This window comes from Neisseria sp. HMSC03D10 (genome assembly GCF_001807625.1).
Classification (GTDB): Bacteria; Pseudomonadota; Gammaproteobacteria; order Burkholderiales; family Neisseriaceae; genus Neisseria; species Neisseria mucosa.
In genome coordinates this window covers 1-13,140 of record NZ_KV789509.1, presented here as the reverse complement: position 1 = coordinate 13,140, position 13,140 = coordinate 1, and the positions used below count along the sequence as shown (strand labels likewise).

Annotated in this window: 16 protein-coding genes; 7 read left to right on the top strand and 9 right to left on the bottom strand. The window is 43.6% G+C overall.

Translation table 11 applies throughout. The features are described from left to right. Nucleotides 1–122 precede the first annotated feature (122 nt). Nucleotides 123–980, bottom strand: a complete 858-nt coding sequence (gene ygfZ, locus HMPREF3066_RS02855; protein WP_070440310.1) for a CAF17-like 4Fe-4S cluster assembly/insertion protein YgfZ — start codon at nt 978–980, stop codon at nt 123–125. A gap of 120 nt (nt 981–1,100) precedes the next feature. Between ygfZ and HMPREF3066_RS02850 the strand changes: the two genes are divergently transcribed. From HMPREF3066_RS02850 to recR, 3 genes are all read left to right on the top strand, one after another. After that, nucleotides 1,101–1,454, top strand: a complete 354-nt coding sequence (locus HMPREF3066_RS02850) for an ArsC family reductase (RefSeq protein WP_045072822.1) — start codon at nt 1,101–1,103, stop codon at nt 1,452–1,454. Nucleotides 1,455–1,535: 81 nt separating this feature from the next. Next, entirely contained in the window at nt 1,536–3,071 is a 1,536-nt protein-coding gene (locus HMPREF3066_RS02845) for a SurA N-terminal domain-containing protein (protein WP_070440308.1), read from the top strand. A 76-nt stretch (nt 3,072–3,147) separates the two neighbouring features. Beyond that, nucleotides 3,148–3,768, top strand: a complete 621-nt coding sequence (gene recR, locus HMPREF3066_RS02840) for a recombination mediator RecR (protein ID WP_070440306.1) — start codon at nt 3,148–3,150, stop codon at nt 3,766–3,768. 92 nt (nt 3,769–3,860) lie between these two features. On the opposite strand, the gene HMPREF3066_RS02835 is transcribed toward recR, so the two are convergent. Next, nucleotides 3,861–4,145, bottom strand: coding sequence for a hypothetical protein (locus HMPREF3066_RS02835; protein WP_016687900.1), 285 nt, complete (start codon nt 4,143–4,145; stop codon nt 3,861–3,863). 213 nt (nt 4,146–4,358) lie between these two features. Here HMPREF3066_RS02835 and HMPREF3066_RS02830 point away from each other — a divergent pair, with 213 nt between their 5' ends. Then, a complete protein-coding gene (locus HMPREF3066_RS02830) occupies nt 4,359–5,609 on the top strand; it encodes a lipoprotein-releasing ABC transporter permease subunit (protein ID WP_045072819.1) in 1,251 nt (416 codons plus the stop codon). Then, a complete protein-coding gene (lolD, locus tag HMPREF3066_RS02825; protein ID WP_060975212.1) occupies nt 5,602–6,288 on the top strand; it encodes a lipoprotein-releasing ABC transporter ATP-binding protein LolD in 687 nt (228 codons plus the stop codon). The genes HMPREF3066_RS02830 and lolD overlap by 8 nt, the downstream gene beginning before the upstream one ends. A 458-nt stretch (nt 6,289–6,746) precedes the next feature. Here lolD and HMPREF3066_RS02820 read toward each other — a convergent pair whose 3' ends face one another. The 7 genes from HMPREF3066_RS02820 to HMPREF3066_RS02790 all read right to left on the bottom strand — a co-directional run bounded on the left by HMPREF3066_RS02820 (nt 6,747) and on the right by HMPREF3066_RS02790 (nt 12,041). Then, a complete protein-coding gene (locus HMPREF3066_RS02820) occupies nt 6,747–7,925 on the bottom strand; it encodes a zonular occludens toxin domain-containing protein (protein WP_070440304.1) in 1,179 nt (392 codons plus the stop codon). A 9-nt stretch (nt 7,926–7,934) separates the two neighbouring features. Beyond that, nucleotides 7,935–8,255, bottom strand: coding sequence for a DUF2523 domain-containing protein (locus HMPREF3066_RS02815; protein WP_070440302.1), 321 nt, complete (start codon nt 8,253–8,255; stop codon nt 7,935–7,937). A gap of 3 nt (nt 8,256–8,258) precedes the next feature. Then, complete coding sequence (locus HMPREF3066_RS02810; RefSeq protein ID WP_070440300.1) at nt 8,259–9,776, bottom strand: virulence factor TspB C-terminal domain-related protein; 1,518 nt, start codon at nt 9,774–9,776, stop codon at nt 8,259–8,261. A 63-nt stretch (nt 9,777–9,839) separates the two neighbouring features. Then, nucleotides 9,840–10,142, bottom strand: coding sequence for a hypothetical protein (locus tag HMPREF3066_RS02805; RefSeq protein WP_070440298.1), 303 nt, complete (start codon nt 10,140–10,142; stop codon nt 9,840–9,842). A gap of 15 nt (nt 10,143–10,157) precedes the next feature. Beyond that, a complete protein-coding gene (locus tag HMPREF3066_RS02800) occupies nt 10,158–10,376 on the bottom strand; it encodes a hypothetical protein (RefSeq protein ID WP_070440296.1) in 219 nt (72 codons plus the stop codon). A 62-nt stretch (nt 10,377–10,438) separates the two neighbouring features. Beyond that, the gene (locus tag HMPREF3066_RS02795; protein ID WP_070440294.1) at nt 10,439–10,741 is read right to left on the bottom strand and encodes a hypothetical protein; all 303 of its coding nucleotides are present in this window, start codon (nt 10,739–10,741) and stop codon (nt 10,439–10,441) included. 1 nt (nt 10,742) lies between these two features. Beyond that, nucleotides 10,743–12,041, bottom strand: coding sequence for a replication initiation factor domain-containing protein (locus HMPREF3066_RS02790; RefSeq protein ID WP_070440292.1), 1,299 nt, complete (start codon nt 12,039–12,041; stop codon nt 10,743–10,745). Nucleotides 12,042–12,203: 162 nt separating this feature from the next. On the opposite strand from HMPREF3066_RS02790, the gene HMPREF3066_RS02785 reads away from it, so the two are divergent. Both HMPREF3066_RS02785 and HMPREF3066_RS02775 read left to right on the top strand, forming a co-directional pair. Further along, nucleotides 12,204–12,395 carry a hypothetical protein gene (locus tag HMPREF3066_RS02785; RefSeq protein WP_003762077.1) on the top strand — a complete coding sequence of 64 codons (192 nt, stop codon included), beginning with the start codon at nt 12,204–12,206 and terminating at the stop codon, nt 12,393–12,395. 266 nt (nt 12,396–12,661) lie between these two features. Continuing rightward, complete coding sequence (locus HMPREF3066_RS02775) at nt 12,662–12,991, top strand: hypothetical protein (protein ID WP_070440288.1); 330 nt, start codon at nt 12,662–12,664, stop codon at nt 12,989–12,991. Nucleotides 12,992–13,140 lie beyond the last annotated feature (149 nt).

The following is a 13,140-nucleotide window of genomic DNA, read 5'->3' as shown; positions in this document are numbered from 1 at the left end:
CTTGTCCTGATTTAAAGTTAATCCACTATAACAGCCGTCGAAACGGGATGTAAGGAGGAGACAAAAGGTCGTCTGAAACCTTATTCCGAAAGATTTCAGACGACCATGTTATGTTGGACAGGCTATTCTTCAGAAACGGAAAAGAAAAGTTTTTCCTGTTTCAATACGTTACCGTCTGCATCCGTAAGAGGGGATTGCGCTGCGGCAAACTTGATGACGGCAAGGCTTAAGCTGCCATTTTCAGTTAGCGCAGTGTTGATGATTTGTCCGGCTTCCGCGCCTTCGGAAACCACGCCTACACCTGCTGCTTCCAATGAATCTCCGCTCAATACCGCCAGCCCGCGTTTTACTTGGCCTCGATATTGGGCGCGCGCAATAATTTCTTGACCGGGATAGCAGCCTTTTTTGAAATGTACGCCGCCGATGATGTGTTGGTTGAGCATTTGCGCAACAGCGGTTTCTTTGGTCGCAGCAGAAATCCATGGATAGCCGCTGCGGATCTCGTGCAGATTCCACGCATTTTCGGCTTGGGCATCATATTCGGGAAGCAGCGCCGCCTCACCGATTTTCAGACGACCTTTATGGGGCAGGGGAATGGTATATACACCGTTTTCCAGTGATGCCTCAAAAGAAAGGCTGGGTGAGTCGGGCGGGGTAGCATGGCAGCTTTCATCGAGCATGCCTGCAACGGCAAAATCGGGTAGGGGGGTAAATTCAACTTTGGCGCGCAATACGAACATACGCAGCCGTTTCACAATCGATTCAGCCAAATCCGCTGCCATAACCAGCAATAAATCTTCCCCTCGGTTTAATACAACCATATTCGCCAAAACACGTCCCTTAGGTGTGTTGTAAGTCGCGTAGCAGGAATGATTTACAGTTAAGTGATTAATATCATTGGATAGTTGGCCATGGAGAAATGAAGCGCGATCTTCTCCGCCGACACGGATGACGCTGAAAAAAGGTAAACGGCTTTGCATAGGGAATCCTTCTATAACCTGTTTCCCGATTAAGGGATTGCGGACAGGTATTCTAGCTTATTTCACTTGGGGAATGTAGTAAAATGAGAGCTTACCAAGCATCAACAAGAAAGAAACAGCATGATTGAATTATACGGAATCACAAATTGCGACACTGTTAAAAAGGCACGCAACTGGTTGGCTGAAAATAATATTGTGTACGAATTTTCCGATTTTAAGAAAAACGCCCCGAGCGAGGCAGTTATCCGCCAATGGCTGGAACAGGTTTCTTTAGAAATCCTGCTCAACAAACGTGGTACGACATGGCGCAAACTTGACGATGCCGACCGTCAAGCTGCCGAAAATAGTCCGGACGGGGCGGTCCGACTGATGGCGAAAAATCCAAGTTTGATCAAACGTCCGGTTTTGCGTAAAGAGGGCAGGGTTTACGTCGGATTTTCTGTCGAAAACTATCAGAAGATTTTTTCGGAATAAAACGTCGTCTGAAAGATGCGGAATCCTTGAAAAAACGCTACAATGCGCGTTTGCCATTAACCATTACGCCCTCAAACCAATATGTTCCATACCGTTGAAAAATATAAAACTCCCGCCCAAATCCTACTGGGTCTGATCGCGCTGACCTTTGTCGGCTTTGGTGTCGAAACTGCGAGAAACTCCGGCTCCGACTATATCGTCAAGGTCGGTGGCGAAAAAATAAGCGATCACACCTTGAATAATGCCGTACAGGCGGATCAGGCCGCAGGCGGCGGGCAAAGCCGCGAAGCCATATTTAGCGGGCTGGTTCAGCGTGCCTACCTGAAAGAGGGCGCAAAGATGATGGGCATAGATGTGTCTATGGATCAGGTTAAGCAGGCTATTGTCGATGATCCGGCATTTCATGATGCCAACGGTAAATTCAGTCAGGCATTGTTTACGCAATATCTGAGCCAACGCCGTATGTCCGAAGACCAATTCATTGATGATTTACGCGAGCAGTTTGCCTTGCAAAATTTGATTAACCTAGTTCAGAACGGGGCAATTATCAGCGATTCTCAAGCAGAGCAGCTAATTAAGCTGACTCAGTCAAACCGTACCATCCGTTCATTTACATTCAGACCGGAAACATTTGCGGCACAAGTCAAAACGGATGATGCAACTTTGCAACGTTATTATGAATCGCATAAAAAAGATTATCTGATTCCCCAAGCCGTGAAGCTTGAATACGTTGCCCTTAATGCAGCCCATTTGGCGGAGAAGCAAAGCGTCAGTGCGGATGAAGTCAAAAAAGTATTCGACGAAGAAGTTGCCGCATTGCCACAAAATGCCCCCAAGCCTGAGTTCGATAAAGAAAAAGCACGCATTGAGGCTGCTTTGAAACTTAAAAAAGCCTCCGCCGATTTTAATGCCGCCAAAGAAAAACTCGCTGAAGAAGCGTTTAATCATCCGAATTCCTTAGATGAGGCGGCGAAAAAACTAGGTTTGAAAATCGAAACTTCCGATCAATGGCTGACGCAGGCCGATGCCAAAGCAGCAGGTATGCCCGATGCGTTGACTAGCGCGGCATTCAGCGAAGATGTCTTGAAGAAAAAACACAATTCAGACATTATCAATATTGACAACAATACCGTTTGGGTCGTTCGCGCCAAAGAAGTCCGTGAAGAAAAAACAGCCGGATTTACCGAAGCGAGAGATAAAGTTCAGGCTTCCTATGTCCGTAGCGAATCGGTAAAACTGGCCGAGAAGAAAGCGCAAGAAACTTTGGCGGACTTGAAAGCAGGAAAGAACGTAGATTTACAATGGTCGCCCGTTGAGCAGTTGTCAGCACAGGACGCTCGAAAATCCATGCCGCCCGAAGCCTACAACGAATTGATCAAAGCCCGCCCTGCGAATGGCAAACCGGCTTTTGCTTTGTTGGAAGGGCTGCCTTCGCCGGTTATTATGGAAGTTCAAAGCATTGCTGCACCGGAAAATGTTTCGGCACAAATTCCCGCTGCCAAACAGGCTTTGGTACAAAACCAATCTGCCAATATATTCAGCCGGTTGCTGCAATATCTGAGTAAGCAGATTGAGCAGGTTCAAGGTTCGCAAAAACTGGATAATTCTGCCGAATAAAACGGCACATTTTAAGCAAACGGTCGGATATTCCCGACCGTTTCGTTTACAAAGCCCTCAAAGGTCGTCTGAAAAAATGAGTAAATCACCCGATGCGTTGACACGCCTGATTAACGCTTTGAAAGTTCTGCCCAATGTCGGTCCCAAGTCTGCACAAAGGATGGCACATCAACTTTTGCAGCATAAACGGCAGGAAGCCCAAAATTTGGTTGAGGCTTTGCAATACGCTTTATTGCAGGTTCAGCATTGCCGGATGTGCAACAATTTTTGTGAAAGTGATTTATGCGAGATTTGTTCTGATGCCAACCGTGATACCCGCAGGCTGATGATAGTCCATATGCCTGCCGATGTTTCCAATATGGAAACGGCCAATTGCCATGACGGACTTTATTTCGTTTTAATGGGACAGGTCAGTCCTGCACAAGGTATGGATATTTCTCATATTTCTTTAGACAAACTGGTTGCACGCCTGCAAAACAGCAAAGTTGAAGAAATCATTATTGCAACCAACTTTACCGCCGAAGGTGATGCGACGGCCTATGTGTTGGCAGAACTATTCAAACCTTTGCCCTATAAAGTCAGCCGCCTTGCGCGAGGCATTCCTTTAGGAGGAGAGCTTGAATACGTCGATGCGGGTACTTTGGCACAGGCAGTATATGAACGGCGTATGTTGAAAACCGATTCGACGGAAGAGTAGGGCAATCAACGCTAACAATGACAAAGGTCGTCTGAAAATGTTCAGACGACCTTTGTTATGAAAACATGATGTAACGAAATCAATCGGATAAATTATTTACAGCTTACGCCTTGAATTTGCGGAGACGAACCGCTGCCGACTTTAAATGTACAGGTTGTCGCGCTGTTGCCGGATACGGTAACAATCCCGCTGCCCGCATTCAGGCTGACAGGCTCTTTAACACCCATCCCGACTGCAGTCGCAGCCAGTTTTTGAACGTCTGCATCAGAGTAAGATGTGTTATTTGAACTAATTTTGATTTCTTTTGCGTATGAATTGGCACTCAAAGCCAAGCCGGCAGCAATGATGGGCAAAACCAAAATTTTACTGATTTTCATGAGGTTGTTTCCTTTTTTAATATCGGTAGTGTGTACCGTTTGCTCAGAATAAGGCCATATGACGGATTATGCAAGCCTCAGAGCGAAATTTACGGTATTTGGCAGTTTGACCGTCGGCATTTACATACGGATGTCGGCTTATCGGAATGACTCGGACTAGGGCGGTATTTTACGGTACAATATCCGATTTTCAACATACACTGGAGCATTCGGATGGTTTCTTTGGAAACATGGATCGGACTTCGCTATCTCAGGGCGAAAAAACGCAATGGATTCATGTCGTTTATCACCATGATTTCAATTATCGGTATTGCATTAGGCGTTACCGCGCTGATTACCGTACTGTCTGTAATGAACGGTTTTCAAAAGGAAATCAGAGGGCAGTTACTGAATGTCGCCCCTCATGCTGAAATCGGTTATTACGATAATGGCAATGGGTTAGGGTGGCAAAATCTTCGTGAAATCGTCAAAGATAAAAAAGAAGTATTGGCAAGCGCGCCTTACATATCCGATCAAGCCTTGCTTGCCAATGCGGGGGAAGTCAGAGGGGTTCAAATCCGCGGTATCTTACCATCCGAAGAAAAGAATGTTGTAGATTATGGAAAAGATATGCCTGCGGGCAGTTTCGACAGTCTGAAACCCGGTAACTTCGATATTATTTTAGGAGAAGGCCTGGCTCAAGCTTTAGGCGCGGAAGTCGGAGGAAAAGTTACCGTTATCACCCCTGAAGGCAATGTTACCCCCGCAGGCGTCGTACCTCGTCTGAAACAGTTCAACGTCGTAGGCTTAGTCAAAACAGGCGTATATGAAGTAGACAATTCCCTGGCGATGACGCATATCCAAGATGCCCAAGTATTGTATAGATTGGGTGAAAATTTCGGCGGGTTGCGCCTGAAACTGGCTGACCCGCAAAATGCTCCCTCGTTTACTGCAAATTTAATCCCGCCTTCCAAAAAAGATTCAATTTGGGTCAGAGACTGGACGTTCAATAACCGCAGCTACTTTGAAGCAGTAGAGTTGGAAAAACGCATGATGTTCATCATCCTGACGTTGATTATCGCCGTTGCAGCCTTCAATTTGGTATCGTCCTTAGTGATGGCGGTAACGGAGAAACAAGCCGATATTGCCATTTTGCGCACATTGGGTCTTGCGCCATCAGGAGTTATGAAAATTTTCATGGTACAAGGGGCTTTTGCAGGCTTTTTTGGAACGCTTATCGGCGTGGTATGCGGCGTATTACTCGGTTGGAACGTCGGAAAAATCGTTGCATTCTTTGAAAAAATTTTCGGTGTTCACCTTATCAACTCGCAAATCTATTTTATCGACTATTTGCCCAGCGACGTAAACATGCGGGATGTGGCGGTTATTTCCTGTATTTCTTTAGGATTGGCATTCCTTGCCACACTTTATCCAAGTTGGCGTGCAGCCAAAACACAACCGGCGGAGGCTCTACGATATGAATAACAATATTGTATTGAAATGCACAAATATCGGAAAAAGTTACCGGGACGGCTCATTAAATGTACAAGTATTGAGAAACCTGAATCTTGAAGTAAAAGAAGGAGAAGGTATCAGTATTATCGGTTCGTCAGGTAGCGGTAAATCAACCCTTTTACATATTTTAGGCGGTTTGGACAAACCATCAGAGGGGAAAATTACCCTGATGAATCAAGACATAAGCGATATGTCTCAGAGACAACTGGGAGAATTGCGCAATAATTATCTGGGTTTTGTTTACCAATTCCATCATCTCTTACCTGAATTCTCTGCACTTGAAAACGTAATGATGCCGCTTTTAATCGGCAAAAAAAACAAAGCAGAAGCAGAAACACAAGCTGCCGATATGCTCGAAAAAGTTGGATTGAAACAAAGGATATTACATCGTCCAAGCGAACTGTCAGGAGGTGAAAGACAGCGCGCTGCCATTGCAAGAGCCTTAGTTACACGCCCCAAATGCCTTCTGGCTGATGAACCGACGGGTAATTTAGATAGAAAAAATGCCCAAAACATTTTGGACATGATGATGGATCTGAAAACGGAATTAAATACGAGCCTGATTGTTGTTACTCACGATGATGAGCTTGCTGTACGGTTTGAAAGAGTAATGACCATGCAGGATGGACATTTGCAAAATAAAGCATAATATATTTATTCGCATAATGTACTATTTTGTCCAAATTAAATTACACACTTCACAGGATTGCCTTCGGCGACCCTCCGGGGGCGTTCGCCACGTGGCAGGCGGGCAGGATATAAACCCATCCTGCCCACCTACCACAAGCGTGCTTTTGTGCTTTAAAGAGTAAAGGGGGTATTCATAAAGATTGGGCAAAGGCACGCCCAATCTTTACAAAACTTCCCCCTTGACTCTTTAAATCCCAATTCCTTAAAAATAAAGGTATCCTTTTATATATTAATGAAAATTTCGCCGGGAAAAAACCATATCATTGAAACTAAACAAAAAACATAATATTTAAATTTAAATAAAACCTAATAAAAAAGGTCGTCTGAATTTCAGACGACCTTTTTTATTAACGAAAATTTAGCCGGCGATGATTCAACAAGCTGAAAATAATGAAAAAACACATCATTCAATTTAAATCAATTATTCGAGCCGACGACACCGCCACGCGCTGCGAACTGTTCGCCAGCTTCGGCATAGCCGTCATACATCAAATTTTGAGGGCTTTTCCCGCCCAAACTGACGACTTGACTAGGCTCACTGTTTTCAAGCTGAATTTGACGGTTTTGGACGTATTCGCGGGGCTGTTCCTTGTAGGGATTAAAGGGCAAGCCGTTTTTCGCATAATCGTTACAAGTTTTTTTGTCAATCTCTTTTATGACCGTCCCTTGAGAGCTATAACAAGAACAACCCGACGCGCCACCTGAAATACATGCCACAGGATACTCAAACTGTTTAACCTGCCTGATATTGTCATAAAGCGGTTTTGACTCGACCAAACCTTTAATTTTTGGCTCAAGCATTTCTTTCGTCAGGTTTTTATTCTGATTCTGCGATATTTGATGACCTATTTCACGAGCAGAAGCCGCCGAACCCTGTTCAGCAGTCTTTTTGACCGTTTCAGAAACCACGACAGATTTTTCAGACACTGCCGAAACATCTTCAGACGGAGCGCCCAAACCTGTTAAAAGTTTGAAACCCCAATACGCCGTTATTCCAAATACTACAAGAGATATAGGAATGACCCACAAAACACGACTTTTCGGCGTTTGAACTTTGGTATGAATCTCAGCCGACTTATACAAAGCGAATGCCTTTTTATCTAACTTGTACACTTCAGCACGGGCGTTTTTCATCTCAACTTTAGGATTATTGGCGCAATAATCCCAAAAATAACGCATACGCACACCAAGTGGCGTTTTATGTATATGGTAGTGAGCACCGACCAAATCGCGCACATGTTTATCAATTCGACCAGGCATTTGAGTTATCAAAATAATATCAATACCGGAATGCCTATGAACGTGTAGCCACTCGACCAATTCGGGCGTTTTTGAACCGGCAGAGCGGGGCGGAAAGACGTTTTGTGCTTCATCGATAATCACCACAGAACCATGATTTTCAGGATACTTAAGCCAAACATTCATATCTTTAATGTCATGACCTTCAGGAATTTTTTCCGTCTTTATCGTCAATTCTGGAATGCCTTCAATAAAAATTTTTCTATCCGCCCATTCCTTTTTAACCTTCTTCGCCAAATCTGAAACAACCGACAGAGTTTTACCCGATCCGGGAACACCTGTTATCAAAGTAATCATTTTTTTCCCTTATTTCAAAAATTTAAACGCGCGATAAGATGACCATATACCCAGCGAAAACGCGAAACCGCCAAAAATAATATTCAAGGCTTCAGGTATGCCCGCAAGACCGAGCAAACCTATTAAATCGGCGGGCATCTGAAAATAATTCCGCGTTACATAATCCAAAACCTCATTTACCGCTATTGACAAGCCTTCATATGAAACAAGGCTAACACCCAAACCCAACAAAATTTGAAAAAAGGCGTTTTTAAGCATCGGCAGAAGAGCGATAAACAAACTGCCCAAATACTGAAGCAAAACACGTCCAAAAGCAGCCAAAGCAGGCATTTTCTATCCTTTCATACTGTTCACGGTTTTAAAAATCATCATTGCCGCCGTGAAATAGGCTAAAGTTATAAAGACATATCGGAGTTTTTCAGCGGCTTCACACACAAAAGAAAGCGTTAAACTATGGCGACCGAACTGACCAAAATCCAACTGAATATCTTGAGGGCAATAACCGCCAACAGAGAAAGCAGAAGAGGGCGAAAAAGTACCGAATCCACCATCTGACTTTATGCCACCCCAATCAGGCTCACCGCCACCGTCAGGAGCTTGAGGAAAATCCCCAAATCCTTCAGAACCACCATCCCCCGAACCACTGCCCGAACCGCTACCACTGCCCGAATTTAATCCATCTGAATTGTTTGAACCATTGCCCGAACCTTGAGAGCTTGCCGAACCACCCGAACCGCTACCACTGCCCGAATTTGAGCCATCTGAATTGTTTAAACCATTTCCCGATGCTTGAGAGCTTCCCGAACCGCCATTCTTGCCATCGACGGGAGCGGTGCCGGCGGAAGACGCGGAGCTACCGCCCCCCGCGCCTTTTCCGCCGGCACCGCCCCCCGCCGACTGCCCCGAACCTCTATTGGAACTTGAACCGCCCGACGAAGCGGAATTACTGGACGAATCGCCACCAATTGAACCGACTGACGAACCACCAAAATCAGTGTTTTTCGCCTTTACAGTACATAAAACCGAAAAAGTTCCACCTGACTTTTTTGTTATTTCTCGGTAACCTTTATTACATTGTGATTCATGAGCAATTTCTTCAGGACCAAGATAATTTACACTCCAAAGCCAAACATTACCATCCTTTACGCCAAGGCAACTGCGAGGCGGATCAAACTTAAAACTTGCTCCATCGAATCCAGGCACTGGACCTGAACAAGCAGATTCAGGAGTATCTCCATAATGAGGTTTGTCACGATAATAATAAGCATACCAATAACCTTTAGATTTCTCAGTCGAACCACCGCCACCGCCTGACGAACCACCGCCACCGCCCGAACCACCATTACCTTTACCCTGATTCTTCTTCTCTTCCTCTTCTTTTTTCTTTTGTTCTGCTCGTTTTACTTCAATTTCTCTCAAAAGCCTTGCCATTTCATTCTCATCCTCCAAAGCCTTTTTTAGACGTTCCTTTTCTACCCCCATTTCTTTTGACTTTTTACTTAAATCACTATCTGAAACTCTAATACCCTGATTTCCCTTATTTTTATTACTTAATAAGTCTTCAACATCAAAAACAGTCATATTCTGACTTTTATTAAAAGCCCCCTTATCCTCATACCTATAAAAACAATAATCTAAAACACAAGCCAACTTCGTAACGTTAACCTTTTGAATATTCCCAGTTTTTTTATCTTTTATACCTACCTCTTTACTTTCCCACAAATCAACCATCTGATTTAAACGACCATCCGTTTTAAAACCATAACCCGTATCACCAACAGCACCTAAAGACACCGAGGGCATTAAAAAAGCGACCGCTAAAATTGCGACCGCCAAACTATTTTTTTTCATATCTACCCCTTAAACAAATAAACCAAAGAGACCACAGCGAAAAAACCAAGCAAAAAAGGGAAATCAACCAACATCTGAAACCCCCATACCGCTTACAAATTTCGCCACCAATCTAAATGCAAACATCAAAACAAAAATCATGACAAAAGACCCACCTATTAACGCTCCATCGGCAAACTGACTAACCGCCGAACATTCAGGAAAAGAAAGCAATACTTTTTCGCCATTCAAAAACCATTCTTTCCCTACCTTTTCAGGAGCTATAATCTTTCCATCTGCCGTTATAACGGGGGCTGTTTGAGACAATACATAGTCATTTGCAGTTTCGATATTGCCAAAGCACTGAAAACCCACGCGATAGCCCATACAGCCCCCAATCAATTAACGACCGCCAACGAATGACGCGACGAGGCGGAACGCTTTCATCAATACATAAACGGCGAGCAACGAAACACCGACAGAAGTTACAACAGGAGCAACAGCATTTACCTGATTTACAATACCATTACCAATATCAGCAATGCCTTCAGCGGCAGCAACAGCCGAACCAGTAGCCAACATGGCAGCAACTCCAGCTTTTTTAAAATTTAAGATTTTCATAAAATTTCCTTTTTTTAAAAAGTGAGTACCGTTTTCAAAGGGCAAACGGAAAGCCCTAAAAATCATGCTTTCATAGCGGAATTCTGACCAACGACTTTCATCGAATAAACTTTCTGAAGAACCCGTTTACCTTTAATTTCGGGCATAAGTTCGATATCGACCTCTACAGGGAGCTTGCCGCGCAAATGTTCCAATTCGACTTTTTTGGCTTCTTCGCCATATTCACACTGGATCAAATCAAAACCGAATTCGTTAGCCGAACTGTCAGAAATAGGGCGTTCAATAAAAACGCGCGTATAGTCAAAAATCACACCGTTATCCGTCTGACCTTTATTCCAAGTTACTTTTCTTAAAATTGCTTTCATTTCATTTCCTTAATTTAAAATTCGGCGTATGGTGTCTACGCCACATATAGGCTAAATAATCGTCTTCCGACTCAAAATCACGCCCGAAATTTCCAAACTGTTCATTAATCTGACGTTTTTGACATTCATTCAAATATTCGTCATATGTTCTATGCCTGATAGCACTTCGTTCACTGCCGAACGTCATATCAATGACCGAATAAACATCACGCGGGACGCGATGACATTCGTGAATATAAGTCAGACTTTCCGTTGAACAATCAAACGCCGCAGGATTCAAACGACGGGGCATTTTTTTTTTACCGTCTTTCAAAACTTCTACAATCGCTTCAGCGTCGAGACCCATTCGCTCAAGCAGATTAACCACTCCTGAAACCTGAATCGCGCCATATTTAACGCAGTGTTCTGCCGAAACATCTTGCTGCTTTTTTACCCGCTGAAATTTAGAGGGAGCTTCTTGATAATCTGAAAAAAGTCTTTCAAAAACTGGAAATGCGCCCGTCAAATACTGACCCGCATCTATCAGGATTTCATGAGGAATCACAATATCCCGATTATGGAGCTCAAGCTCAACACGAACCCAAGGACTTTCAGAATCGCCAAGCTGTTTACCTTTTTCATAGACCCGAACAAAACGACTGGAATTTTTACGACTGCCGATATACAGAGTTTTTCCGGTGCCTAAATAATGAAGCCAGTCCCCGCCGACACATTCCGCAATCGGCTTTGTATGACGAGATGTATATCCACCGTTTTCCCAGTCTTTAAGAGCCATTTCGGGGTTATACTGACCATCCAAAAAGTCATGCGCCAAATCCACGCGAGTTATTTTTGCGGTAGGAGCATCGTTTTTAATAAATTCATAAAGGCGCGTTTCCCAACCATCTAAAGCCGCCGTCAAACCTACACCCGTCAAGTTAAAGCAGACCGTTTCATTTTGACGTTTACCGCCAATCGCAAAAAAGCCATAGTTCTCGAAATCCGTCCCCATGTGATAAGACGTCTTATAGCCATTTCTGCCGCCAGAATTTTGTTTCAAGAAACCAAATCCAAAAATCTCTTGAGAAACCGCCGAAGCATTGGCGGCTACTTCTTCTTCTGTGCCAAGCTGATCGGGACGTACAAAAACGCTTTCGGGCATTACAACTGTCAAAGTGTCAATAAATGCAGCAGTCGATTTACCGCGTTTCAAAAGGACTTCTTTCAGTTGTCCTTTAACAACCACGAAATGCTCAAAAGCTTCGCTTCTCGGCAGTCCCCCCGTGTTACTAGTGGGGGGATAAATAACAGCTTCATTCATTTACACACCTTTTGCGTTATTACAACACGTTAAATTAACGCGTTAACGCGTTAACAAATTTCCGATATGTTAACGTGTTAACACGTTAAGTCAACAACAAATTACTTGTTAACACACAAGACATTGTTTTATATTGCATAAAAGATTTTAGGAATATGAAAAATGAAAGCACTAAGAATCAAAGACGATCAGGAAGAAAAAATCAGACAGCTAGCCGTAGCAGCAAATAAAAAACTGATACAACTAGGAAGAGAACCACTCAGAGACAGCGAGCTAGCGCATATGTTGCTAAACGAAGCCTTAAAAAGGGCATTCATAAACGACGACGGCGAAATAGATATAAAGGACAAATAATGCTCAAAAAGGCATTAAAAATCCTAATTTTCGCCGTTTGTTTGATAATAAGCTGGATCCATGGATACTCAGAAGGCTTAAACAAAGGATACGAATGTCTAAAACCTGAAAATAAAAACCGACTAGAATGCATTGTTAATTCAGGAAATATAGAATTTATCGAACTTGACAAACTAGAAGAAATAAACCTACAAAATAAGGAGCAAACGCTCAAATAGAGAGCGTTTGCTCATTGAATTAAAATAAGCCCCGGAAAGGGGCTTATCATGGCAACACAATCTGAACTCATCGACCAAATCAAAGACAGACTTTTTATCCTGTCTGACTATGCTTTATCGCAACGCTGGCAGGTAGAGCCGACCCGAATCAGCCAATACCGACGCGACCGTCTGCGCCTGCCAATTCGGTTTATTGAGGACATTGCCGAACAAATCGGCATTGACGCGCTGACACTTATCAAAATGCTGGATACGGCACGACTAACCAAACAGAACAAGGACGCCGCCAAAATCATATTATGGCGACCAAACGAAAAAGTCAGACGTTATCCGCCACCGTGGGTAGAGCGAAAACACTTTTTCAGACGAAAACGCTAGTTCACATAATGTATATTATGTTAAATTCATAATACTAGTATTTTAGCCTGCTAAATCTTGTTTCGCTCAGTAGTTCAATTACTTACAGAATTTAAATATAAAAGGCCATCTGAAATGTTGAACTGCACCCCAAAAGTTGGACATCCCCT